Origin of the sequence: Bacillus sp. H1a, assembly GCF_000633475.1 — a bacterium.
In the GTDB taxonomy this organism is placed as follows: domain Bacteria; phylum Bacillota; class Bacilli; order Bacillales; family Bacillaceae_G; genus Bacillus_A; species Bacillus_A paramycoides.
Genome location: NZ_AYMH01000043.1, coordinates 53,330 through 78,375, shown reverse-complemented (window position 1 = coordinate 78,375; position 25,046 = coordinate 53,330). Strand labels below are relative to the sequence as shown.

Annotated in this window: 28 protein-coding genes; 22 read left to right on the top strand and 6 right to left on the bottom strand. The window is 33.8% G+C overall.

Translation table 11 applies throughout. The features are described 5' to 3' along the window. The first annotated feature begins 176 nt into the window (after positions 1-176). Positions 177-401 carry a hypothetical protein gene (locus U860_RS35280; RefSeq protein WP_025149950.1) on the top strand — a complete coding sequence of 75 codons (225 nt, stop codon included), beginning with the start codon at positions 177-179 and terminating at the stop codon, positions 399-401. 112 nt (positions 402-513) lie between these two features. Then, entirely contained in the window at positions 514-1,173 is a 660-nt protein-coding gene (locus U860_RS0120300) for an oxidoreductase (RefSeq protein ID WP_002171516.1), read from the top strand. Between the two features lie 276 nt (positions 1,174-1,449). On the opposite strand, the gene namA is transcribed toward U860_RS0120300, so the two are convergent. Then, positions 1,450-2,487: an NADPH dehydrogenase NamA gene (namA, locus tag U860_RS0120295; protein ID WP_025149949.1), complete on the bottom strand. Its 1,038-nt coding sequence runs from the start codon at positions 2,485-2,487 to the stop codon at positions 1,450-1,452. A 133-nt stretch (positions 2,488-2,620) separates the two neighbouring features. On the opposite strand from namA, the gene U860_RS0120290 reads away from it, so the two are divergent. From U860_RS0120290 to U860_RS0120265, 6 genes are all read left to right on the top strand, one after another. Beyond that, positions 2,621-3,073 carry a methylated-DNA--[protein]-cysteine S-methyltransferase gene (locus U860_RS0120290; protein ID WP_002171519.1) on the top strand — a complete coding sequence of 151 codons (453 nt, stop codon included), beginning with the start codon at positions 2,621-2,623 and terminating at the stop codon, positions 3,071-3,073. 25 nt (positions 3,074-3,098) lie between these two features. Then, on the top strand, positions 3,099-4,094 hold the full coding sequence (locus U860_RS0120285; RefSeq protein WP_025149948.1) for a DUF2628 domain-containing protein: 996 nt from the start codon (positions 3,099-3,101) through the stop codon (positions 4,092-4,094). 76 nt (positions 4,095-4,170) lie between these two features. Beyond that, on the top strand, positions 4,171-5,832 hold the full coding sequence (locus U860_RS0120280; protein WP_025149947.1) for a peptide ABC transporter substrate-binding protein: 1,662 nt from the start codon (positions 4,171-4,173) through the stop codon (positions 5,830-5,832). A gap of 59 nt (positions 5,833-5,891) precedes the next feature. Then, on the top strand, positions 5,892-6,308 hold the full coding sequence (gene fosB, locus U860_RS0120275; protein WP_025149946.1) for a FosBx1 family fosfomycin resistance bacillithiol transferase: 417 nt from the start codon (positions 5,892-5,894) through the stop codon (positions 6,306-6,308). Between the two features lie 15 nt (positions 6,309-6,323). After that, positions 6,324-6,869, top strand: a complete 546-nt coding sequence (locus tag U860_RS0120270) for a short-chain dehydrogenase (RefSeq protein WP_025149945.1) — start codon at positions 6,324-6,326, stop codon at positions 6,867-6,869. A 13-nt stretch (positions 6,870-6,882) separates the two neighbouring features. Beyond that, complete coding sequence (locus U860_RS0120265; protein ID WP_025149944.1) at positions 6,883-7,494, top strand: phosphoserine phosphatase 1; 612 nt, start codon at positions 6,883-6,885, stop codon at positions 7,492-7,494. A 47-nt stretch (positions 7,495-7,541) separates the two neighbouring features. Here the strand turns inward: U860_RS0120265 and exsB are convergent, their stop codons facing one another. Further along, positions 7,542-8,123 carry an exosporium protein ExsB gene (gene exsB, locus U860_RS0120260; protein WP_025149943.1) on the bottom strand — a complete coding sequence of 194 codons (582 nt, stop codon included), beginning with the start codon at positions 8,121-8,123 and terminating at the stop codon, positions 7,542-7,544. Positions 8,124-8,304: 181 nt separating this feature from the next. Here exsB and cotH point away from each other — a divergent pair, with 181 nt between their 5' ends. From cotH to U860_RS0120220, 8 genes are all read left to right on the top strand, one after another. Then, positions 8,305-9,381, top strand: a complete 1,077-nt coding sequence (cotH, locus tag U860_RS0120255; RefSeq protein ID WP_025149942.1) for a spore coat protein CotH — start codon at positions 8,305-8,307, stop codon at positions 9,379-9,381. A 117-nt stretch (positions 9,382-9,498) separates the two neighbouring features. Continuing rightward, positions 9,499-10,116 carry an NUDIX hydrolase gene (locus U860_RS0120250; RefSeq protein ID WP_002171528.1) on the top strand — a complete coding sequence of 206 codons (618 nt, stop codon included), beginning with the start codon at positions 9,499-9,501 and terminating at the stop codon, positions 10,114-10,116. Between the two features lie 263 nt (positions 10,117-10,379). After that, positions 10,380-10,982, top strand: coding sequence for a DedA family protein (locus tag U860_RS0120245; RefSeq protein ID WP_025149941.1), 603 nt, complete (start codon positions 10,380-10,382; stop codon positions 10,980-10,982). Positions 10,983-11,079: 97 nt separating this feature from the next. After that, on the top strand, positions 11,080-12,459 hold the full coding sequence (locus U860_RS0120240) for a polysaccharide biosynthesis protein (protein ID WP_002171530.1): 1,380 nt from the start codon (positions 11,080-11,082) through the stop codon (positions 12,457-12,459). A 186-nt stretch (positions 12,460-12,645) separates the two neighbouring features. Beyond that, positions 12,646-13,587 (top strand): magnesium transporter CorA family protein, encoded by a 942-nt coding sequence (locus tag U860_RS0120235; RefSeq protein ID WP_002171531.1) that lies wholly within the window; start codon positions 12,646-12,648, stop codon positions 13,585-13,587. A 198-nt stretch (positions 13,588-13,785) separates the two neighbouring features. Then, positions 13,786-14,682, top strand: coding sequence for a permease (locus U860_RS0120230; protein ID WP_025149940.1), 897 nt, complete (start codon positions 13,786-13,788; stop codon positions 14,680-14,682). Positions 14,683-14,685: 3 nt separating this feature from the next. Continuing rightward, positions 14,686-15,555, top strand: a complete 870-nt coding sequence (locus U860_RS0120225) for a TIGR03943 family protein (protein WP_025149939.1) — start codon at positions 14,686-14,688, stop codon at positions 15,553-15,555. A 119-nt stretch (positions 15,556-15,674) separates the two neighbouring features. Next, positions 15,675-16,181: an acyl-CoA thioesterase gene (locus U860_RS0120220; protein WP_002171534.1), complete on the top strand. Its 507-nt coding sequence runs from the start codon at positions 15,675-15,677 to the stop codon at positions 16,179-16,181. Positions 16,182-16,313: 132 nt separating this feature from the next. On the opposite strand, the gene U860_RS33830 is transcribed toward U860_RS0120220, so the two are convergent. Next, positions 16,314-16,400: a YjcZ family sporulation protein gene (locus tag U860_RS33830; RefSeq protein WP_000505094.1), complete on the bottom strand. Its 87-nt coding sequence runs from the start codon at positions 16,398-16,400 to the stop codon at positions 16,314-16,316. Positions 16,401-16,559: 159 nt separating this feature from the next. On the opposite strand from U860_RS33830, the gene cls reads away from it, so the two are divergent. The 4 genes from cls to U860_RS0120195 all read left to right on the top strand — a co-directional run bounded on the left by cls (position 16,560) and on the right by U860_RS0120195 (position 19,333). Then, positions 16,560-17,744, top strand: a complete 1,185-nt coding sequence (gene cls, locus U860_RS0120210; RefSeq protein WP_025149938.1) for a cardiolipin synthase — start codon at positions 16,560-16,562, stop codon at positions 17,742-17,744. Positions 17,745-17,775: 31 nt separating this feature from the next. Continuing rightward, positions 17,776-18,234, top strand: a complete 459-nt coding sequence (locus U860_RS0120205; protein WP_025149937.1) for a spore coat protein — start codon at positions 17,776-17,778, stop codon at positions 18,232-18,234. A 196-nt stretch (positions 18,235-18,430) separates the two neighbouring features. Continuing rightward, complete coding sequence (locus U860_RS0120200) at positions 18,431-18,610, top strand: hypothetical protein (protein ID WP_025149936.1); 180 nt, start codon at positions 18,431-18,433, stop codon at positions 18,608-18,610. A gap of 102 nt (positions 18,611-18,712) precedes the next feature. Continuing rightward, entirely contained in the window at positions 18,713-19,333 is a 621-nt protein-coding gene (locus tag U860_RS0120195; RefSeq protein ID WP_025149935.1) for an NAD(P)H-binding protein, read from the top strand. 24 nt (positions 19,334-19,357) lie between these two features. Here U860_RS0120195 and U860_RS0120190 read toward each other — a convergent pair whose 3' ends face one another. From U860_RS0120190 to U860_RS0120180, 3 genes are all read right to left on the bottom strand, one after another. After that, on the bottom strand, positions 19,358-19,840 hold the full coding sequence (locus tag U860_RS0120190) for a DUF456 family protein (protein ID WP_002171539.1): 483 nt from the start codon (positions 19,838-19,840) through the stop codon (positions 19,358-19,360). A gap of 1 nt (position 19,841) precedes the next feature. Next, entirely contained in the window at positions 19,842-21,149 is a 1,308-nt protein-coding gene (locus U860_RS0120185; RefSeq protein WP_025149934.1) for a hemolysin family protein, read from the bottom strand. Positions 21,150-21,359: 210 nt separating this feature from the next. Beyond that, positions 21,360-22,247, bottom strand: coding sequence for a hypothetical protein (locus U860_RS0120180; protein WP_025149933.1), 888 nt, complete (start codon positions 22,245-22,247; stop codon positions 21,360-21,362). Positions 22,248-22,573: 326 nt separating this feature from the next. On the opposite strand from U860_RS0120180, the gene cbpA reads away from it, so the two are divergent. Both cbpA and brnQ read left to right on the top strand, forming a co-directional pair. Further along, positions 22,574-23,221, top strand: a complete 648-nt coding sequence (gene cbpA / locus U860_RS0120175) for a cyclic di-AMP binding protein CbpA (RefSeq protein WP_025149932.1) — start codon at positions 22,574-22,576, stop codon at positions 23,219-23,221. 433 nt (positions 23,222-23,654) lie between these two features. Further along, entirely contained in the window at positions 23,655-25,007 is a 1,353-nt protein-coding gene (gene brnQ, locus U860_RS0120170; RefSeq protein WP_025149931.1) for a branched-chain amino acid transport system II carrier protein, read from the top strand. Positions 25,008-25,046 lie beyond the last annotated feature (39 nt).

Genomic DNA, 25,046 nt, shown 5'->3' with positions numbered 1-25,046 from the left:
TTACAATTATATTTTCTCCAAATGTAAGAAGAAAATATCGATTCAACACAAAACGTAATAATTACGTTTTAGTTTGCGAACCTAGTATAATACATCTTTATGAAAGTTGCAATAAATAATAATCATTACGATTTGATTTTGTTATAAATCTGTCAAAAAGAAGGGTATTAATTTTTATGATTGGTGCATATATGACAATGTTACTTTCATATATTGGGAGGGAGCAGAAAAAAGGGGATGAGCGCTTGGGATACATTATGGAGGCTATCTTTTTAATACTTGCGGTTGTTTTGCCGTTAACTTTTGTTTTAATCTTTTTAAGAAGACTAATAAGTAATTTAGGGGATGCTACAACAATTACGAAATTGCCAGTGGAAGAAAAAGAAAAGAAAAAAGAGTAAGTAAAGTACTATGCTTACGCATAGTGCTTTACTTATGATAAAATAATAAAACGGAAACTCCTATTAGCGACTATCAGCAAAAGGAGAGAAAAGTAAATAAAGAGGTATATATATGAATGAAAGAACAGCGTTAGTACTTGGTGCAAGTGGATTAGTTGGACAAGAAATAACGCGTCTATTACTTGACTCAGATTACTACGATTCGGTTACTATTTTTGTAAGGGAACCATTGAAATGGCAACATGAGAAATTACAGCAGAAACAGGTGGATTTTTCGGTATTAGAGGAATATAAAGAGTTTTTTGCGGTAGATGATGTATTTAGTTGTTTAGGAACTACGATTAAAAAAGCGAAATCGAAGGCGAATTTTAAAAAAGTAGATTATGAATATACGTTACGAGCTGCTTGTTTAGCTGAAAAACAAGGTGTGCAAAATTTCCTTGTTATTTCATCAATGGGAGCAAATCCTAAATCATTTTTCTTTTACTCGCAAGTAAAGGGGAAGATGGAAGAGGAGTTGCAAAAGCTAGTTATTGGTGGTATTCATATTTTTAGGCCTTCATTATTAGTAGGAAATCGACAAGAATTTCGTTTTGGAGAAAGAATGGCTGAGAAATTATCTCGTATTATTCCGTTTATATTTAAAGGTGCTTTTAAAAAGTATAAACCAATCTCAGCGAAAGACGTAGCGAAGGGAATGTATATAACAGCGTTACGTGAAGAGTCGGGTATCCATATTTATAATTCAAATGAAATTACAACGATAGAATAAATAAAACCGAGAAGAATGACTTTTACTGAAAGACCAAAGAAATAAAGTTTGAGACTTGAATTAACAGTAAATACATGTTGTTTAACAATTAACACGACAATTTATAATTTAAATTCAAAAAAAGAAGGATAGAAAGGCAGAAGAGATATCTGCTATTTCTATCCTATTTTTGTACTACAAGTGACCTCATTTACTACAACAACATTTTTAGAATCTTATTAAACTATCGCATGCTTTAGGTTAATAAGAATTTTTTATTTCATTTTATTCTCGGTTTTATTTATTCGTATGGATTTTCCCAGGTGCTCGCTTGTATTGATACGGTTCTTGTAATTCAAAGCCAAGTTCATTGGCGGCTATTCTTGGGAAATACGGATTGCGAAGTAACTCACGTCCGATAAAGATTAAATCTGCTTCGTTATTATTTAAAATTTGCTCCGCTTGTGCCCCAGTCGTAATCAATCCAACTGCACCAGTTGCAATCTTAGTATGTTCTTTAATATGTTTGGCATATTGTACTTGATACCCAGGATAAGCATCAATGTGTGCTGGGACAACTGCACCTGAACTACAGTCAATTAAATCAACACCTTGTTCTTGCATCCATTTTGTATACTGAACATAATCTTGAACAGTTAAACCTTCAGGATGATAATCATTAGCAGAAATACGAACAAACAATGGCCCAGTCCAAACTTCATTTACTGCATCAATGATTTCACGTAAGAAGCGATAGCGATTTTCTTGTGTACCTCCATATTCATCGGTTCGCTTATTGGAAAGTGGAGAAAGAAATTCATTAATAAGATAACCGTGGGCACCGTGTAATTCAATAACGTCAAAGCCAGCTTCTTTAGATCGTAAAGCAGCTCTTTGAAAAGCTAAAACAGTTTCTTTAATTTGCTGTTTATTCATTTCTACTGGTATTTTCATTCTATCGTTAAACGGAATTGCTGAAGGAGCTAAAGCATCCGTTTCTAATTCAGCCTTTCTTCCGGCATGTGCGAGTTGAATGGCTGCTTTTGCACCGTTATCATGTATAAAAGTTATCGTTTTATGTAAGCCTTCAATTAGGCTATCATCCCAAATGCCTAAGTCTTTGTTGGAAATTCGTCCTTCAGGTAATACAGCTGTTGCTTCAATCATAACTAAACCTACTTGACCGGCAGCCCTGGTTCCATAATGGACGAGATGAAAATTAGTTACTTGACCATCCTCATTCTCTGATGAATACATGCACATAGGCGACATAACGATACGGTTTTTTAGTGTAACGTCCTTAATTGTATAGGGTGAAAAAAGTTGGGAATTCATCAAATAGCCTCCTTGATTGAATTTTCTTACATTGTATCATTCTCTTTTTTGTTTCTCTAATAAAACGCTTATACGCAAAATTTTGTCAATTCGTGTTACAATGACAAATATGAAAAGAATTGGAGGATGACGTATGTATCGGGCTTATTATGAAAATGAATTAGGCTTGCTGGAAATTACAGCGAATACGAAAGGAATTACGTCTGTTATATTTGTTGAAGAAAGAAAAGAAGAACTTAAAAATGAAATTGTTGAACAATGTATAGATGAATTAGATGAATACTTTAAAGGTAAAAGAAAAGAGTTTACAGTTCCATTGTCTGCTGAAGGAACAACATTTCAAAAGAATGTATGGGATGCACTTTATACTGTTCCATATGGCGTAAGTGCTTCATATTTAGATATTGCGGAGAAGGTTGGGAATACGAAAGCTGTACGAGCGATAGGAGGAGCAAATAGTCGGAATCCAATTTCAATTATCGTTCCATGTCATCGTGTGATTGGAAAGAGTGGAAAGCTTGTTGGATATGCGGGTGGCTTATGGAGGAAAGAGTGGTTATTGAAGCATGAAGGTATTATAAAATGAAGTATGGATGGAAAGAGGGATCGTTTTGAAATGTATAAATTGTGGGCGACCTTGTACTAATGATCAGTTAAATTGTGCAAATTGTCAGCGAAACTTGCATAATGAACAAGGTGAAGGAAGCTCGCTAATAGACAAAGAGTTAGAAGTATATGTAGGAAGAAATTATCCACATTATAAAAAAAAATGGGAGTTAGAAAATAAAAGAATTGCTAGGTGGAGCTGGAATGGATGGGCAGCTATTTTTAATGTAGGATGGCTTGGTTATCGGAAGTATTATTTACCTGCTGCTTTATTTGTATTGTTATTAGTAGCATGTGATGCATTTTCTTATTATATGGGATTCAATGTAGCGTTGCCAGTTATTAATATGGTTCCCCTTACATTTCTATTACTCGTTTTTATTGTATTTGGCATGGGGATTTTTGCGAATGGATTATATTATCAATTTGCAGAAAGGCGTATATATCGTATTAAGGCACGGGGAATTGAAGATGAATCGGTTGAAGAGTATCTTATTCGTGATAGTGGTGGAACAAGTAAAATGGGGGCGACAATCGTTACTATTTTGACCATTGCAACTATTTTTTTCAGTCATTTCTTTTTTCCAACGGATCGAGATATTATACAAAAAGTACGTACAAGCTCGCTTTATGAATACCCGTTCTTTTCGATTGGTGAATCGTTTGAAAGTTATTTCCAAAATTCAGGGTGGATATATTATCGCGGGTCGGAAGGACTGGAGCTAGTAGAATTTCAAGGTTACAGCCCAGGGATGCCAAGACAAAAAGTTACGATTCAATTTATTGTTGATTATAAATTGGGTGAAATTGAGCCATACTCACTTACGATTAACGGTGAATCTAAAAGTGAAGAAGAGTTTTTGAAGATGATGGAAGAAATATTTAAGGTTCAAAATCCATTTGACTTAGAGGATGGGTTGCAAGTAAAAGCAATACAAAAAGAAGTGGATGGAAAGCAATTTCTAACTGCTTCTTTTTTGTTTGTAAAAATAAATATTTAAAATAATCTGAATCTTTTGTATAATGGTATATATTATACAGGCTTTCATTTATACATATAGATTGGGGGAAGGAAGAATGAAGAGAAAGGTAACAACGATTGCTGCAGTTGCATTATCGACTAGTGTGTTAGTTGCAGGTTGCGGAAATGGGGAGAAGGCATCTACAACGAAGAAAGAAGCAAGTAAGGGAGTAGCAGATAAGCAAGTTTTAAACTTACTGGAAACAGCAGAAATTCCTTCAATGGATACGTCAAAATCAACGGATTCTGTATCTTTCCGCGCCTTTGTAAATGCAATGGAAGGATTATATCGTTTAGATAAGGATAATAAGCCAACGCCAGGTATGGCAAAAGATGTGAAGATTAGTGAGGATAAAACAACATATACATTTGAATTACGAGATGCAAAGTGGTCTAATGGAGAGCCAGTTCGAGCACAAGACTTTGTATATGCTTGGCAACGTGCATTAGATAAAGCAACAGCTGCTGAGTATGCATTTATTTTATTTGATGTGAAAAATGCACAGAAAGTAAATAAGGGGGAATTACCTTTAGATCAATTAGGAGTTAAAGCAAAGGATGATAAAACGTTAGTGGTGGAATTAGAACAACCAGCGCCGTATTTCCTTGAACTTACTTCGTTCCCAACATTTTTCCCTTTAAATGAAAAGTATGTAAAGGAACAAGGGGATAAATATGCATTAGAAGCAGATAAACTATTGTACAATGGACCATTTACAATGAGTGAATGGAAACATGAACAAAGTTATCAGTTAAAGAAAAACCCTAATTATTGGGATAAAGATACTGTAAAGTTAGAAGAAATAAATGTAAGTGTTGTAAAGGAAACAAGCACAGGAGTAAATTTATATGATAGTAATCAAGCAGATCGAGTTATTCTAAGTTCTGAATTTGTTGATAAATATAAAAAGAGTAAGCCAGATGAATTTAAAACGAAGCTAGACCCACGTATGTATTTCTTACGCTTTAATCAACAAAATGCAACATTTAAAAATCAAAAAGTTCGTGAAGCGATTGATTTAGCATATGATAAAAAAGGAATTGCAGATGTTATTTTAAATGACGGGTCATTGCCAGCATACTTCTTAGTACCTGAAAAATTTACGACAGGACCAGATGGAAAAGACTTCCGTTCTGTAAATAAAAATTTCCGTGATAATAAAGATAATGCAGCAAAAGCAAAAAAATTGTGGGAAGAAGCGAAAAAAGAACTTGGTCAAGATACAATTACAGTAGAATTACTAAATGATGATAACGGTAGTCGTAAAAAAGTGAGCGATTTTATTAAAGAAGAGTTAGAGAAAAATTTACCGGGCATTAAAGTGAATTTGAAACAACAACCATATAAACAAAAACTAGATTTAGAGAAGAAGCTACAATATGAATTCTCGTTATCTGCATGGGGCCCAGACTATCCAGATCCAATGACGTACATTGATATGTTCGTTACAGGAAGCTCATTCAATGAAATGGCTTATTCTAATCCGAAATATGATGATTTAGTAGCGAAATCAAAAGGGGAACTATTAAAGGATGACGCAGCACGCTGGAAAGCACTTGCAGAAGCTGAAAAAATCTTAATTGGTCAAGATGCTGCAATCTCTCCTACGTATCAACAAAGTACAGCTTATTTAGAGAAGCCGTATGTAAAAGGTATTGCTAACCATACGTTCGGTGGGGACTTTAGTTATAAATGGGCATATATTACAAAAAAATAGTATAATAAAAGATGAGTGAATTTTCGCTCATCTTTTATTTGTATAGGGAGGAACCTTACGTGTTGAAAGGAATCAATCATCTATGTTTTTCAGTTTCAAATTTGGAAAAATCTATTATGTTTTATGAGAAAGTATTAGAAGGAGAATTGTTAGTTAAAGGGAGAAAACTTGCGTATTTTAATATATGCGGAGTTTGGGTAGCGCTTAATGAGGAAGTAGATATTCCAAGAAATGAGATTCATCAATCTTATACACATATTTCATTTACTGTTGAACAGGAAGATTTTAATTGTTTGTTAAAGCGATTAGAAGAAAACGAAGTTCATATTTTAAAAGGCCGAGAACGTGATGTGAGAGATTACGAATCTATATATTTTCTTGATCCAGATGGTCATAAATTTGAGTTCCATTCAGGGACGTTACAAGACCGTCTAAATTATTATAGGGAAGCAAAGCCTCATATGATGTTCTACTGAGGGGAGGGAAGGAATTTGCATGCACTTGTAATTGGTGGAACAGGAATGTTAAAGAAGGTTTCTATGTGGCTTTGTAAGCAAGGGTTTCATGTTTCTATTATTGGACGAGATAATGCGAAATTAGAAAATGTTAAGCAAGCATGTAGTGAACGAGAAAAAATTACGAGTCTTTCTTTAGATTATCATAGCGAAGAAGATGTAAAGAAATCTATTAAAGAGTCAATTGAACACAATGGCCCAATCACACTAGTTATTGCATGGATACATTCGACTGCTGAACGTGCACTTCCGATAATTTGCGAAGAGATTGAATTGTCGTCTAAGGAATATAGTGTATTTCATATATTAGGTAGTAGTGCATCACGTGCGAAGTTACAAAAAATAGGCGGGGCATTATGCAGTTATTATAGAATTATATTAGGGTTTATTTTAGAAGATACATATGCAAGGTGGCTTACTCATGAAGAGATAGCTGACGGGGTTATAAAAGGAATTGAAGGGAAATACGCGGAATGGGTTGTAGGGAGAGTTGAGCCGTGGGAATTGCGGCCAAAATGGTAAGGGGGAATAGGAAATGAAGACAACGGTATATGTAACACGACACGGTGAGACGGAATGGAATATAGCAGGGCGGATGCAAGGACGAAAAAACTCAGCATTAACTGAGAATGGTATGATACAAGCGCAACAATTAGGTGATCATATGAAGAATTTACCGCTTCATGCCATCTATAGTAGTCCAAGTGAAAGAACGCTTCATACTGCTGAACTGATTAAAGGAGAACGCAATATACCAATTATTGCAGATGAACATTTCTATGAAATTAATATGGGGGCATGGGAAGGGCAAACAATTAATGACTTGGAAATGCAGTATCCAGAAGAAGTACATTTATTTTGGAATGAGCCACATCTTTTTCAGTCAACATCAGGGGAAAACTTTGCGGCCGTTCATAAGAGGGTAATAGAAGGGCTACATATACTTTTAGAAAAGCATAAAGGTGAGAGTATATTGATTGTCTCTCATGCTGCGGCAGCGAAATTACTTGTAGGGCATTTCGCGGGTATTGAAATTGAAAATGTGTGGGATGATCCCTTTATGTATAGCGCGAGTCTCAGTGTGATTGAATTTGATGAAGATCGTGGTAAAGTAAAACAATTTGCAGATGTAAGTCATTTTCAGTGAACGTAAAAAAGGCCGCAACGTGGCCTTTTTTTGTTGACATAAAAAAACTACCAATTACGTTTTTTATACCAGAAGTGATCGAATTTCTTATGTTTGCAGGAAGGGAACCTATGCCCGCCGCCTTTGCAACCATGCCATTTGTTTCCGTCATGATCACATGAATCATCGCAAGAGCAACCATTACTATGAGGGAAGAATACACTTTTTTTACAGAAACATCGTTTTGTCCAGAAAAATTTCTTTTCAAAGCGTACACACTTTGTAACAAAAGTACATTTTTTTACACGAGTACGTTTTGTAACTAAAACGCATTCTTTTCTACGTGTAACTTTCGTAACGAATGTCCATTTTTTCACGCGTACACGAGTACATTTCGTAACAAATGTCCATTTTTTTACATGAGTACATTTTGTAACGAAAGTACAATGTTTCACGCGAGTACATCTTGTTCTTGTACATTTACGCCTTGTTGTACATTTACGCCCTGTTGTACATTTACATCCTGTTGTACATTTATGATGAGAGAATTTATCATCATCGCATTCAAAAGTACTTGGATCTTGATGCAAGAAATCTTCCATCCCTGCACTTTTGATTTTTTCAACAGCTTTTCTAATATCACGTTTCATAGAAATCCTCCTTATCATGTATTAAATTGAAAAGGTATTCTTTTTCCTTAACATGATATGAATTTAGGCATCTTTCTGAACAGGACAAGAGTGTAATTTTATATAAATAGATGATTGCGGATGTATGGACAAGACAAGGCGCATACATTGAATGAAGAGAATTGAGAAGGGATGAGAAAATTTGCTACCTTCATATGATTTTTTTATTCATCCAATGTACTTAGTGGAATTGAAAAAAGATATTTGGTCAGATAGTCCAGTGCCAGCAAAGTTAACATTTGGAAAAAAGAAGTATGATATTGATATCGTTTATCGAGGTGCTCATATTCGCGAGTTTGAGAAAAAGTCTTATCATGTTAAATTTTATAAACCGAAAAAATTTCAAGGGGTAAAGGAATTTCATTTAAACTCTGAATTTATGGATCCATCGCTTATTCGTAACAAATTATCACTCGATTTTTTTAATGATATTGGGGTACTTTCACCGAAGTCGCAGCATGTATTTATAAAAATAAATGGCCAAATCCAAGGCGTATATTTACAGTTAGAATCGGTTGATGAAAACTTTTTAAAAAGTAGAGGGTTACCGAATGGTTCTATTTATTATGCAATAGATGATGATGCGAACTTTTCTTTAATGAGCGAGAGAGACAAAGATGTTAAAACCGAGCTTTTTGCAGGATATGAATTTAAATGTTCGAATGAAAATAGTGAAGAGCAACTGAGTGAATTTGTTTTTCAAGCAAATACATTATCAAGGGAAGAGTATGAAAAAGAAATTGGGAAATACCTTCATGTTGATAAATATTTACGGTGGTTAGCCGGAGTGATTTTGACTCAAAACTTTGATGGTTTTGTTCATAACTACGCGTTATATCATAACGATGAGACAAATTTATTTGAAGTCATACCGTGGGATTATGATGCAACTTGGGGGCGGGATGTACAAGGAAGACCACTAAATCATGAATACATTCGTATTCAAGGATATAATACGTTAAGTGCAAGGTTGTTAGATATACCCTTCTTTAGAAAGCAGTATCGAAATATTTTAGAAGAAATTTTAGAAGAACAATTTACAGTATCGTTTATAAAACCAAAAGTAGAAGGAATGTGTGAACTAATTCGTCCATATTTACTTCAGGATCCATATATGAAAGAAAAAATAGAAGTCTTTGACCAAGAGGGTGAGATGATTTTTCAATATATAAATAAACGAAGAAAATATATAGAAGAACATCTTCATAAATTGGGATGATTTTCAAGGAGATTGAAACATTATCAATCTCTTTTTTTGTATAATAAAGAAGTATCGGTAAAATAATGAGATGCTATGTAAGGGAATTAAATTGATTAAGAATGGAGTTGTGTAGAGATGACGGTTAAATGGATTGATTGGGTAAAACAAATACAGTCGATAGCACAAGCTGGTTTAACGTACTCCAAAGATGTGTATGATATAGAGCGTTTCCAACAATTACGAGACATTTCAATTTCAATGATGTCACATTACACAAAAACAGATTGGGAAGTAGTAGAGAAATTATTTGCAAGTGAGACAGGCTATCAAACTCCTAAAGTTGATATACGAGCGGTAGTGTTTCAAAATGACAAATTATTATTTGTGAAAGAAAAAAGTGATGGGAGATGGGCATTACCAGGTGGATGGGCTGATGTTGGTTATACTCCAACAGAAGTCGCTACTAAAGAAGTTTTAGAAGAGACAGGCTATGAGGTAGATCATTTTAGGCTACTAGCTATATTCGATAAAGAAAAACATCAACCATCTCTATCAGCTACACATGTATATAAAATTTTTATAGGTTGTGAGATTGTTGGTGGAGAAAAGAAATTAAGCATTGAAACAGAAGATATAGATTTCTTTAGTGAAAACGAAATACCTGATTTATCAAATGCTAGAAATACAGAATGGCAAATTAAAGAAATGTTTGCGTATATGAAAGATAGAAATAAAGAAAGGCTACTGGACTAATAATTAATCGGTCTCGTTTGTTATATTTACGTTGATTATTAGTCGACAAGCCCGTAAATAGAGGGATAGTAAAGTTAATTTTGTATCATGCCAAGGTTATATTGAAAAAAGGTTGTACATATTCTTTTAACAAAAAATAAGAAGGCGTATTCCTCTTCAAAATCTATGATTCAGATGAAGAGGTTCACATGATTATATTGGCAGAGGGCAATCTTTATGTGATAATGGAGGGTATGTGAAGAAAAAAGGAGATAGAAAAGAATATGTTAGCGAATATAATAGATCAGTTATTACAATTCTTTGCAAGTCTAGGATACTTCGGGGTAGCACTAGGTTTAATGATTGAAATAATTCCAAGTGAAATTGTTCTTTCGTATGCAGGGTTTTTAGTTGCGCAAGAAAAAATTAGTTTTGTCGGGGCTGTTATCGCGGGAACAATCGGTGGTACTTTAGCACAAATCTTTTTATACTGGCTTGGATATTACGGAGGGCGTCCGGTTGTTGAGAAATATGGAAAATATCTGCTTATTAATAAACATCATTTAGACATAGCAGAAAATTGGTTTAAGCGTTATGGAGCTGGAGTAATATTTTCGGCACGTTTTATCCCAGTTGTACGTCATGCAATATCTATTCCGGCAGGATTAGCAAAGATGCCTTTAAAACTCTTTACACTTTATACAGTAGTAGCGATTATCCCATGGTCAATTCTATTTATATACTTAGGAGAAAAGCTTGGTGGAAATTGGCGTCATATTAAAGAGTATGCATCTGATTATACACATTACATAATTATAGGAGCAGTCCTATTTATAGCTCTTTACTTCGGTTTAAAGTATTTGAAAAAGAGAAAAACAACTCGTTAAAGTCAATGATTTTTCATTGGCTTTTTTTATTTGTTCCAGTTCTAAAAAAAAGAAGTTGTCCATAATGTGTAATAATAAAGCGTAGCGGGGGAATGTGATGAAAGGATCACCGTTTTTACGTGGAACGATATTTTTAACGATGGCAACGATGATATCTAAAATGTTAGGGTTTATATATGTTATACCATTTACAGCAATGGTGGGTACGAGTGGCTACGTATTATACACGTATGCATACCGTCCTTATACAATTATGTTGAGTATTGCAACGATGGGATTACCACTTGCCGTTTCAAAGATGGTTTCAAAGTATGATCAACTCAATGATTATCATACTGTTAAGAGAGTGCTAAAGAGTGGTATCGTTTTTATGGTCATTATGGGCGTTATTTCTTGTTTAGCATTATATATGTTAGCACCACATTTAGCTAAACTTGTGATTGATGGAAATGATCAGTCGGGGAATAGTGTGGTAGCTGTCACGCACAATATTCAAATTGTAAGTTTTGCGTTAATACTTGTACCAGTAATGAGTTTATTGAGGGGATTCTTTCAAGGATTCCAATCGATGGGACCGTCGGCACTGAGTGTTGTTGTCGAACAGTTTTTTCGTGTTTTAACGATTTTGATAGGAAGTTTTGTTGTTTTATATGTTTTAAAAGAATCAGTGTCGTTAGCGGTTGGTATTTCGACTTTTGGAGCATTTATGGGTGCAGTAGGTGGATTAATTATTTTGAGTGCTTATTATATGAAAAGGCGAAAATACTTGAAACAAAAGGAGATAGCAAGTATTCCCCAGACAACGAAATCTTTTTTTTCATTATATAAAGAGTTATTTACATATTCCATCCCATTTGTTGTAGTCGGTTTGGCAATTCCGTTGTATCAAACAATTGATACATTTACAATTAATAAACTATTAATACAAGTAGGGTATATGCAAGGAGAAGCAGAAAAGATTAATGCGATAATTGGCCTTGTTCAGATGGTTGTGCTAATCCCAGTTTCTGTTGCTACGGCTTTTAGTATGTCTCTCGTACCCGAGATGACGAAAGCTTATACAGCGGGAAATGAGAAGCTACTGTATAAACACTTTACGAGGACGAATTTATTGGTGGTGGGGATCACGGTACCGGCGGCAATAGGAATGATGGTATTAGCAAAGCCAGTATATACTCTATTATTTGGCGCTGGAAATGATCCGGAGATGGGGAGTATCATTTTGCAATATTATGCCCCTGCTTGTATACTATTTTCACTATTTACGGTAACTGCTGCGATGTTACAAGGAATTAATCAACAACAGAAAACAGTGCTAGGATTAGTAATCGGAATTATTGTAAAGATAGTATTAAATATTGTATTGCTACCTTATTTTGATTTTGTAAGTTTTATCATTTCAACATACGCTGGCTATACGATTTCAGTCGGTTTTAACTTGTGGATGCTTTCTAAATATGTTATAAAGGCAACATAAGCTTTTTTAAAGGCAGAGAACACTCTGTCTTTTTCTATGTTTACAAGATTTTTCTTAAAAAAACGTTTTCAAAATAATTTTTCTATTGAAATTTAATCGTTTGTTTCATATGCTGAAAATGGCGGTTCAAAAACTGTTGTTTAAGTGAGGTAGATTCCTACATGTAAAAAGAATCGGGGTGATAGTATGTTAAATATTTATTTAACAGACCGAAACGGAAAACTACAAGAGATTGAGGAAATGCAAAAGGGTTGCTGGATTAATGTACTTCATCCAACTGAAGAAGAAATTCAGTATCTAGTACAAACGTTAAATGTAGACTTAGATTTCATTAAAGACCCTTTGGATGATGAAGAACGCTCTCGTATTGAAAAGGAAGACAATAATACTTTAATTATCGTGGATATTCCGACAGTTAGACATGATGAAGAAGGAAATTCGATATATGACACGATTCCAATAGGTATGATTGTAATGCCAGATTGTTTTGTTACAATTTGTTTAGAAGAAAATCCAATTTTTGAACGCTTTATTAATCAACGTATTAAAGAATTTTATACGTTTAAAAAGACGCGATTCGCACTTCAGCTCTTATATACAATTTCTACTTATTATTTAAGATACTTAAAGCAAATTAATCGAAAAACTATCGATTTAGAGCACCAATTAAATCAGTCGATGAAAAATAAAGAAATTTTTACGTTGCTAGGCCTTGAAAAAAGTTTAGTTTACTTTACAACATCATTAAAGGCTAACAAAATTGTTATTCAAAAATTAATGCGTAACAGTACATTTTTAAAAATGTATGAAGATGATCAAGATTTATTAGAAGATGTATTAATTGAAAATAAGCAGGCAATTGAAATGGCAGAAATATATAGTCACATTTTAAGCGGAATGATGAATACATTTAGTTCGGTTATTTCTAACAATTTAAATAGTGTTATGAAACTGTTGACTTCTATTACAATTATTTTATCATTACCAACAATGGTTTCTAGTTTCTTTGGAATGAATGTAAAGGTTCCGTTTGAAGGTGAGGCTCAAGGTTTTGTAATTGTAATAATAATATGTGTAACATTATCTTTCGCTTTAGCATTTGTTTTTTGGAAGAAACGTTACTTTTAACAATAAGAAAGCTGCTCTAGCATAGTTATAAAACTGCGCTAGAACAGCTTTTTTGCTATAAAATCTCGATTTTGGAATAGAATATAACTTGTAAAATGTAAGGTGTATTAAGGTTATGAATTCCGTATAAGCCTTGTCCAAATAATAAAATGGGGTTAAAATTACATATTGTTAATGAAAAGTTGGAGGACATACATCATGGAATTGTTTCAATTACCGAAAGCATTCCTGCAAATGAATACAATCTTTATCTCGATTTTAATCGAAGCACTTCCGTTTGTGCTAATTGGTGTATTTATTTCAGGATTCATTCAAATGTTTGTGACAGAAGATATGGTGGCAAAGTGGATGCCTAAGAATCGATTTCTGTCTGTTCTATTAGCTACTTTTTTAGGAATGATGTTTCCTGGGTGTGAATGTGGAATTGTTCCGATTGTAAGAAGATTGATTGGAAAAGGCGTTCCGCCATATGCAGGAATTGCATTTATGCTAACTGGACCAATTATTAATCCAGTTGTATTGTTTGCAACATATGTTGCCTTTGGGAGTAGTATGCACATGGTATGGTATCGCTCTATTGTAGCGATTGTCGTAGCAATTATTGTTGGAATTATATTATCATTTATGTTTAAAGAACATCAATTAAGAGATGACCACTTCCCAGAAGTGAACCATAAGCGTCCATTACGTAAAAAAATGTGGGATGTATGTACACATGCTGTTGAGGAATTTTTCTCAATGGGTAAATATTTAGTGTTAGGAGCGTTAATTGCTGCCGCAGTTCAAACGTTTGTACAAACTTCAACGTTGCTTGCTATTGGGCAAGGTCCGTTTTCTTCATCAGCTGTAATGATGGGACTTGCTTATATATTATCACTTTGTTCAGAGGCAGATGCATTTATTGCTTCTTCGTTCCAAAGTACATTTTCAACAGCGTCACTTGTCGCGTTCCTCGTTTATGGACCGATGGTGGATATTAAAAATATGTTTATGATGCTTGCGACATTTAAAACAAGATTTGTAATTGTTGTGATAGTTACAGTTACACTTGTTGTTTATGCAAGCTCACTACTCATTTATGCGATGGGGTGGTAGGTTATGTTTCGGGTATATATATTACTAGGTTTCACAATTTTAATTGGGCAGCTTCATATTTCTGGTAATATTACGAAATATATAAATATGAAGTATGCTTATTTATCAAAAACTGCAGCTATTATTTTAGGTTTCTTAACGCTTGTACAAATTATTATCGTTTTCCAGAAAGAGCATCAAAAGGAAAAAGAGAAACAAGATTGTAGTTGTGATCATAGCCATTGTGGGCACGATCATTCGAAAGATGAAAATACATGGTGGAAAAAAGCATTTTCGTACACATTGTTCTGTTTCCCGATTATTTCAGGATTATTTTTCCCAATTGCAACATTAGATTCGGATATTGTTAAAGCAAAGGGGTTTCATTTTCCAGTTGCACAAGCGGAAAGTAAAGATCCATTTATGACAAGACAATTCTTAAGACCAGATACGAGTATTTATTACGGAAAAGAAGGATATCGTGGTGTAATGGAAAAAGGGAAGAAAGAGTTTGTTACGAAAGACAATATTGCATTAAAAGATGAGGATTTCCTCAAGGGTATGGAGACAATTTATAATTATCCTGGTGAGTTTACTGGTAAAACTTTATCATTTAAAGGGTTTATTTTTCGCGATGACTCTTCTAAGAAAGAACAATATTTCTTATTCCGTTTCGGTATTATACATTGCGTAGCGGATTCTGGTGTATATGGTATGTTAGTAAAAAAACCAGAAGGTGTAGAGTGGAATAATGATGACTGGATTCAGGTAGAAGGAGAAATAACAACTGAATTTTACCAGCCGTTTCATGCGAACATTCCTGTGTTAGAAGTAACGAAATGGAATAAAGTTGAACAGCCGAAAGAACAATATGTATTTAGAGGAGCCGATTGATAAAATCGGTTCTTTTTTATGGACTAAAAGTTCTAAAGATTGTTAATATTAAACATGTAATTCACTTAGTGTAGTAATTATTGAAATATTAGGGATAAATAATTAAAGGGGCGATAACAATGACAGAAGTAAAGGGGAAAACTGCAAATGAATCAAGAGTGTTTAAAACGAGTCGAGTATTTCCAACGGATTTAAATGATCATAATACGCTATTTGGTGGGAAAATATTAGCGGAGATGGATATGGTTGCTTCGATTTCAGCAACGAGACACTCAAGAATGGAATGTGTCACAGCGTCTATGGATTGGGTAGACTTCTTACATCCAGTTCGTTCAACAGATTGTGTAAGTTATGAATCTTTCGTAATTTGGACGGGAAGAACATCTATGGAGATATTTGTTAAAGTTGTAGCGGAAAATTTAATTTCAGGTGAAAAACGTGTAGCGGCAACTTCATTCGTTACTTTTGTTGCACTGAGTAAGGAGAATAATCCAGTTCCTGTACCGCGTGTTATCCCAGAAACAGAAGAGGAGAAAGAATTACATCGAATTGCTGTATTACGTGCAGAACAGCGCCATATTCGTAAGGCAGAGAGTAAGAAAGTAGCTAAACTGCTAACTTTTTGATGATAAATACTTTTTCTTTTCGTTTAATATTTCAATAATAGGCGAAAAAAGTTTGAAATGAAAAGCGGACACCTAAAAATAGGTGTCCGCTTTTATAGTTTTTTCATCCGCATATCGTATTACAATAACTGCTTAGCAGAAGCAAGCAGCACCGACGATAATTAAGAGGATAAATAATACAACTAGTAGCGCAAATCCATTACCATGTGCGAAGCCCATTGTTATTTCCTCCTTTTATTTTAAGATACAACATACAATATGCAGATGAGCTCTTGTTTGATATGGACGTATATCATGTAATGACATATTTTTTGTATGATAATGTTTTAAAAAAGGAAAGATATAGGAATAACAGTATGTGGAGAAAGGAATTTATCCATGAAGCACTTTGTCATTGTAATACTTTGTTTTATAGGTGTATTCGCTTGGATGAACATCGATGTGGAAATGGGGAAAAAAATGGCTAGTGGTTATGAATTAGAAAAAATTCGATCAGGGGATTTTCAACTATATACGAACGGTGATGAGTTATATAGGAATTTATTTGATGATATAAATCGCGCAGAAAAGTACATATATATTCATTTTTATATTGTAGGTAAAGATGAAACAAGTCAAGAGTTCTTACGGTTATTAGAGAAAAAAGCATCTAGTGGTGTAGATGTGAAATTGTCAGTAGACCGGATAGGTGGATATAAGCTTAAGAAAAAGATAATTAGTCAATTAAAAGAAAAAGGCGTGAGGTTTACATTCAGTAAAACCCCTAAATTTAAAAATTTATTTTTTTCTTTGCATCAACGTAATCACAGACGCATTGTTACTATAGATGGGAAAGTATCGTACATCGGTGGTTTTAATATCGGCAAGGAGTATCTTGGACAGGATCCTAAATTTGGTCCGTGGCGTGATTATCATGTACGCATCGAAGGGGATGGAGCTGCTGATATGGAACGGAAATTTGCGGAAGATTGGCAGGAAGATACGGGAGAAAAGTTCCCTATACATCATGGTTTACCTATACAAGGAAATGTAAAATATCAATACGTATTTTCGAATGGAAAAGGTTTATGGCAGGAATATGGGCCACTATTAAAGAAGGCGAAACATTCCTTAATAATCGCCACACCATATTTTGTACCGAGTAAAGAAATGATGCAGGGGCTAAAAGATGCATTAAATCGAGGTGTTCGTGTAAAAATTCTCGTCCCGTTTAAGAGTGATGCTGTAATGCTGAAACAAGCAGCTTACCCACATTTAAAAGAAATGCTTATGGCAGGGGCAGAAATCTATCAATATCGAAATGGATTTTTTCACGGGAAAGTAACAATTATTGATGATGAAATTGTTGATGTCGGTACAGCAAACTTTGATAATAGAAGTTTTTATTTAAATACTGAATCTAACTGCTTTATTTATGATAAGAAAGTAGTAGCAGAAGTATGGAGCCGACTTGAGGAAGACTTTCATAAATCTAAACGATATTCTGAAGCAGATTTTGAGAAAATTAGTAGCTGGGATTGGTTTCTAGCAAGAATAGCGAATGTTATCGCAGCATATTTATAGTATATAGATGACATAGGAAAGGGGTGCTTTAGTGGATTGTATGAAAGAATTGATGAGATATAGTTACACACTTATATATAAAGTTGGAGAGTATACGAGCATGGTTCGAGATAAAGAATTAAAGGATATATTACAGCATCATTTACCGTATATGTTGCAGGCATATAATGAACAAGTGAATTTTCAAGAAGGAGAAAATGTACAGCATATAACTTGTGAACAAATGTGGCCTGATTTTACTGAGATAGATATGGAAACAGATAATGAATATACAGGGGATATTGGGATTGCCATTTGCTATATTTCACATTTGAAACGATTGGCATTAAAGTTTGCTCAAGTGGCAGTGGAAGTTGCGAACCCAGAGTTTCGTTCTTTTTTGGAAAATTGTTTTGTGAAAATGAATCGTTATGCTTATAGTGTTTGGCAATATGTTATGAAGAAGGAATATAAGATTAAACATGTATATGAAAATGAAAAGTTTGCATGAAAAACTAAGGCGGAATGAAAGGCGCCTTAGTTTTTTTTCGTCTAATGAAAGGGTTAGTTAGAAGAATTGAGAAAACCGGTTTTGTTATCGGTAAATTTACAAAAGTTTACCATATCTTTACTGTTTTTAAATCTTCCCTTTAAAAATAAAGAGTAATATAGGGTTGTACATATTCTATCAAAAGGAGGAAACGCAAATGAACAAATGGGTTAAGTCATTAACTGCTATGGCACTTGCAAGCTCTTTATTAATGGTAGGTTGTAGTAAAGGTGAGGATAAAAAGAAAGAGGATGACATGACAACACAGCAAGATGAAAAAAAAGATAAAGAAACAAGCGGAACAGAGAAGTCTTCTGATTCAAAAGAAAAGAAATAAATGGATAACAGAGCTTCCTCACATATACGAGGGAGCTTTTTTGTTGTATATTTGTAAGTTTTGCGGAAAAATAGAGAGAAAGAATTGAAGAGGGGATAGTATATGAAAGTATGTATATTAGGAGCGACAGGTAGAGTAGGTTCACACATTATGAAGTTAGCATTACATGATTCATATGAAGTGACGGTATTAGTTCGTGATTTGAGTAAAGTGGAAATAGAGCATGAAAGGTTACGTATTATTGAGGGAAATGTATTAAACGGAAATGATATAAAGGAAGCATTGAAAGGATGTGATATTGTAATTAGTGCTCTTGGAACGGATCAGAATGGGACGTTAGCAAAGAGTTTGCCAAATATTATAAAGTGTATGGAAGAAGAAGGTATAAAGAAAATAGTTACAATAGGAACGGCTGGTATTTTACAGGCGCGAACAAATCCAAGTATATATCGTTTCCGGTCAAAGGAATCGAAAAGAAAAACGACCACAGCTGCGGAAGATCATTTAGCTGCGTATATAGCGTTGAAAAATAGTAAACTAAGTTGGACTGTTGTTTGTCCAACGTACTTAATAGATGGTGAAGTAACAGGTGTATATCGAACTGAAAAAGATATGTTGCCAGCTGATGGCTCTGAAATAACAGTTGGTGATACAGCTTGTTTTACATGGAGCTTATGCTATAAAAACTTATACGAGAGAAGTCGAGTAGGTATTTCATATTAAAAAACCATCCCCAAATAGGGATGGTTAAAAAATGATATAGCATACAAAGATGATAATCATAATGATTTGGAGAATTGCTTTGGCTACTGTGCTACTCAAAAAACCAACTACAGTTGCAATTCCGACTAAAAAGGCGTCTTTTGGCGTCTTTTTATGCATTAGTTCTGTTATAAATACTGATAAGAACGGTATGATAATAAGACCAAATGGTGGAAAGAAGAACGATCCGACGATAATAGAAACCATGCCGACTCGTTCGCCCCACTTAGAACTTCCATATTTTTTTAGGAAGTATCCATTTGCTATAAAGTCAGCAACAAAAATGAAGAGTGTAAAAATGACTTGAATAACCCAAAAAGATATCGTTAACTCTCCACCATTTATTCCAAAATGATAAATGAAATAGCCAGCCCATACGGCAAGGATGCCAGGAATAATGGGGTAAATAAAGGCAAGAAATGAAACAATGAAACAAGCAATGATACAAATTGTTAGTAAAACAGTCACTTTATAACTCCTTTATAGTATCTAATTTATGTACAGCAATTTTTTTAATCTGATGCCCATCAAGTTCCAATGCTTTAAATTGAAAACCAGCATATTCAACCGAATAGCCAGCCTCAATATTTAAATCGATTGCTTGAGAGAGAAGCCAACCACCAATTGTATCTAAATCACTATCATCGATATGCAGACCAAACATATCATTTACTTCAGAAATGAGTACTTTTCCATCTAAAACAGTTAGTTTTGGAGTGCGCTTTTCAATCATTGGTGATTCGTCTGTATCAAATTCATCTTGAATTTCTCCGATAATTTCTTCAAGAATATCCTCCATCGTTAAAAGTCCAGCTGTTCCACCGTATTCATCCATAACAATTGCCATTTGTACGCGGTTCTTTTGAAGGTGGATTAACGTTTTACGAATGGGAACTGTTTCAAATACAGTTAAAACAGGATGTATGTACGCGTCAAGTGGTTTGTAAATGCCTTTTGTTTGATTGTGAAAAATCTCTTTCGTATTTATCATACCGATAATATCATCTTTATCCTTTTCAATAATAGGATAGCGTGTATATTTTTCAGTTGCGACGATTTCCATATTCTCTTCTAACGTATTTTCAGTAGATAAGCAAACCATTTCAGTTCTAGGTACCATAATTTCTTTAGCAACACGATCATCAAATTCAAAAATATTATTTACATATTTATATTCTGTTTGATTAATTTCGCCGCTTTTATAACTTTCACCTAAAATAAGTCGCAGTTCTTCTTCAGAATGGGCAAGTTCGTTTTCTTTTGCGGGCTCTAAACCGAATAATTTGGTGAAAAATACTGCCGAACTATTTAATAGCCAGATGAATGGATACATAATTTTATCAAATAAAATAAGCGGTCTTGCAAATTTTAAAGTGATTGCTTCTGCTTTTTGGATTGCGAAAGACTTAGGAACTAACTCTCCTAATACAACATGGAAAAAAGTAATAATACTAAAAGCAATAATAAAGGATAACGTGTTAGCCATTGCTCCAGTAATGTTGATTCTTTCAAATAGTGGTCGTAGTAAATGTTCCACAGTTGGTTCACCAAGCCAACCAAGTCCTAAAGAAGTGATAGTAATACCGAGCTGACAAGCAGACAAATAAACATCTAAGTTAGATACGACGCTTCTTGCAGCTAATGCCTGCTTATTACCTTCATTTGCAAGTTGATCGATTCGACTTTTTCGTACTTTTACAACAGCGAATTCTGATGCAACGAAAAAGCCAGAAATAAGGATAAGTATAAAGATGAGAAAAATATTTAATATGTCCAAGTGTGTTCTCTACTCCTAAGTTGGAATAAAGATGTCACCTCCTGCAATTATGTTATACTTTTATAATAAATCCAAATGAAAAGATTAGTCAAAGGAAATGGATAAATATTGGTAGGTTTCTAAAGTGTTTTTTTAATTTGCTGTTATTTTGTCCTCTATATAAAAGGAATAACCGTCTACTTTTAATTTAAAGTAGACGGTTATTCTACGTTATGGTTTTGAAATACTTCTTGCTAAAGCATATGTTTGCTGTTTGGAGTAGTTTGTTGTCCATAGAGTTTGGAGAAAAGATAAGACGCTGTATGGGATGTAAAGAAGTAATAGACCAATTGCAACAACTATTGGTGCATTTCCGCCAAATTGAACGATAAATTGTAAGAGTCCGTTTGCGTGAAAAACACACTCCATAAAAACGAATGAAAGAATAATGGAACTTAAAATAGACTTATGATTGGAAGTGAGCGCCATAAATAACGTATCAACAAGGAAAGCTGAATTTTTTATTTCGTATTCATTTGTATTATTTAAGAAAGGTAGCCATTTTTTTATTGCTTGCATAACGATAATCATGGAAGTGCTACATACGATGATAAAAGATGAGAAGAAAGGAAGATTTATGAATTTTGCGATGTAGAGAAGTAATAATAGGACTGAACATTGTAATAATACAGCGCTAAAAGAATATGGTATCCAACGCAATAAAGAAGTGTACTTTCTTACTGAGTCCGGTGCTTTTAAAAATAGATGGCCGATTCCTAAACTTATAAAGAAACCGATTGCAAGAGTGAAAGTGAAACGAACAATCGATAAAAAATATATTTCCCATATGTAGGGGAATAGAGGAGTCGAATGACTAGAAGTATGTATCATATTTTGTGTATGTACCATCGGAATTGCTGAGAAAAGGATAGGTTCATGCATCCAATCGATTCTTGGAATCGAAATGGAAGAAAGTTGTGTGAAGTTATGAAAAATGCTTATAAAGCCAGGTAAGTAAGAGAAATTATGTGTAATGAATAAAGCTGGAATAGGACTTATGACGAAAATAATAAAAACACCAACGATAAATTTACATATATGTGAGCGCAATAAGGACATATAATCACCTGCTCTTTGAATATTCAGAAAATTATTATTCTTATTTTAGCTTTTTTCTGAGGAAGTTACAATAAATTTTTCTAAAAGTAACTGTGAGAGAATGTTCCATATTGAAGATTTACCGGATTGGTATGAGCTAATTAACCAGTGGGCATGGACAAAATCCCTACTGATTAAAATTTCACTTAATAAAAGTGTATGATTCATGAATAAATTATGACGAAAAAACGAAAAATTTTCAGAAAAATAAAATAAATTATTTATTTTTTTCTGAAAATATAATATAGTTATGGCACAGAAAGTATTTTAACATAAGGAGGCTTTTTATGAGGATTAAAGGGAATTATGTGCCGAAAAGGGAAGTTTTATTTTGCTCAAGTTCAATTACAGTAGGGGAAGCGCTGGAGCATTTAAATAAAACAGGGTATCGTTGTGTACCAGTATTAGATGAAAAAAAAGAGAAATTTTTAGGGAATGTATACAAAGTAGATATTTTAGAATATAAAGGTTCACTTGAAGATAATTTATTACAATTATTGAACGATAAAGATGGATACGTAAGAGAAGACTCTTCGTTCTTTAAAATATTTTTTACAATAAAAAAACTACCGTATTTATCAGTAGTCGATGAAAAAGGGATTTTCCTTGGAATCCTAACTCATAAAAAAGTTTTTGAGTTATTAGAAGATGCATGGGGCGTTCATTCTAGTAAATATTCTGTCATGATTGGAACACAAGATTATAATGGAGCAATTCAAAAATTATCGACAGTGTTAAAGAAATACACTGGTATTCAAAGTTTGATGACTTTTGATAATGACGCGTTATTAGTACGTAGAATTATGTTTACATTAGGAGAAGAATTTAAAGATGCTGAATTAGAAACATTGTTAAAGGATTTAGAAGATCATGGATTTAGAGTTGTGTATGTTGAAGAGATGAATAATCCACGTGAAGTGGAGACTATAGATTAACGTTTATTGGCCATCTTATTTTTGGGATGGCTTTTGCTATAGTCCTTACATAAAGTTATTCAAAGATAACAAAACATACAAATACATAGATTTTAAAAAATATTTGTGTAATAGAATAAAATAGAGGAGATAAGTGTGGATAATTTTGATTTTCGAAAAATTCCATTAAAAATTATGTTTTTATTTTTCAACTAAATATGTTACTATATGTGTGATAAAAGCAAAGAGGTCTGACAACTAAACTCCGCGTTATAACACTCTAATGATTTAAAATTTCAAAAAAATCAAAATTTGTTATTTAGAGTAATTAAAAGGGGAATGGAGAAATTATGGAGAAAGACATTGCTTTGTAAGGGGCATTTTTTATGATCATGAGCAGAGAGGAGGATGCATAGCATATTGTGAGAATAGAGAAAAACAATGTAAAAGTGCTATGCAATTTAAAGAAATGAAGGGACGATTAAGGCCAGGTGATACGCTAGCAATTGGTTTAATGTTATTTGCATTATTTTTAGGAGCAGGAAATTTAATTTTTCCACCAGTTTTAGGGCAACAAGCTGGAGAAAATGTTTGGATTGCTACAATTGGATTCCTTGTAACGGGAGTCGGACTTCCCCTACTAGCTGTCACAGCTGTCGCGTTTGTAGAGGGGGACTTGAAAGCGTTATCTTCAAGAGTTCACCCTATATTTGCGTTTGTTTTTCCACTCGTTAGTTATTTAGCAATTGGACCATTCTTTGCAATCCCACGTACAGGGGCTGTTTCGTTTGAAATGGGTATGAAGCCGTTTTTATCAGATACAATGGTTTCAGAATGGTACATGCTATTTCTATTCACTATAGTTTTCTTCGGAATAACGTGGTATTTATCATTAAATCCATCTAAATTAGTTGATTGGTTTGGAAAGTTTCTTACACCATTATTAGTATTAATAGTTGCAGTTATTGTCGGAAAGGCAATTATTGATCCGATTGGAACTCCGGCTGCACCGTTAGCTGCTTATAAAGAAAATGCTTTCTTTGGTGGGTTTATTCAAGGGTATTTAACGATGGATGCAATTAGTGCTCTTGTATTTGGAATTGTTGTTGTACAAGTTATTCGCTCTAAAGGGATAAAAGAGAGTGGACAAATTGCAAAAATAACAGTCGTATCAGGTATTATTGCTGTATTAGGCTTAACGTTAATATATTTATCACTTGCTTATCTCGGTTCTACAAGCACATCGCTTGGTGTGTCTGAGAACGGTGGTCTTATTTTAACGAATGTTGTAAATGAGTTATATGGAACAAGTGGTAAAATTTTATTAGGTCTTGTTATTATACTCGCTTGTTTAACAACTTCTGTTGGATTAGCATCTGCATGTGCAGGGTTCTTTTCGAATTTATTCCCGAAATTTTCACACAAAACGATTGTAACAATAGTATGTGTATTTAGTTTAATTGTATCAAACCTAGGATTAACACAATTAATCGCAGTAACATTACCAGTGTTAATGATCATTTATCCAGTTGCAATTGTATTAATCGTACTTTCGTATTTCCATAAATGGATTGGAAAGCGTAATACAATTTACATTGGAGCAATTTTAGGGGCATTATCAATTAGCTTGTTTAATGGTTTAGAAAGTGCAAATATAAAAATTGACGCAATTTCAAATGTACTGCAAATGCTACCTTTATATAAAGAAGGAATAGGATGGTTAATTCCATCATGTATTGGCGGGGTACTCGGATACTTCTTCTATAAATCAAATGAATCAAGTGAGTTACAAAAGAAAGGTGCTTAGGCGCCTTTCTTTTTTTGAAGGGGATTTTTGTATTTTGTC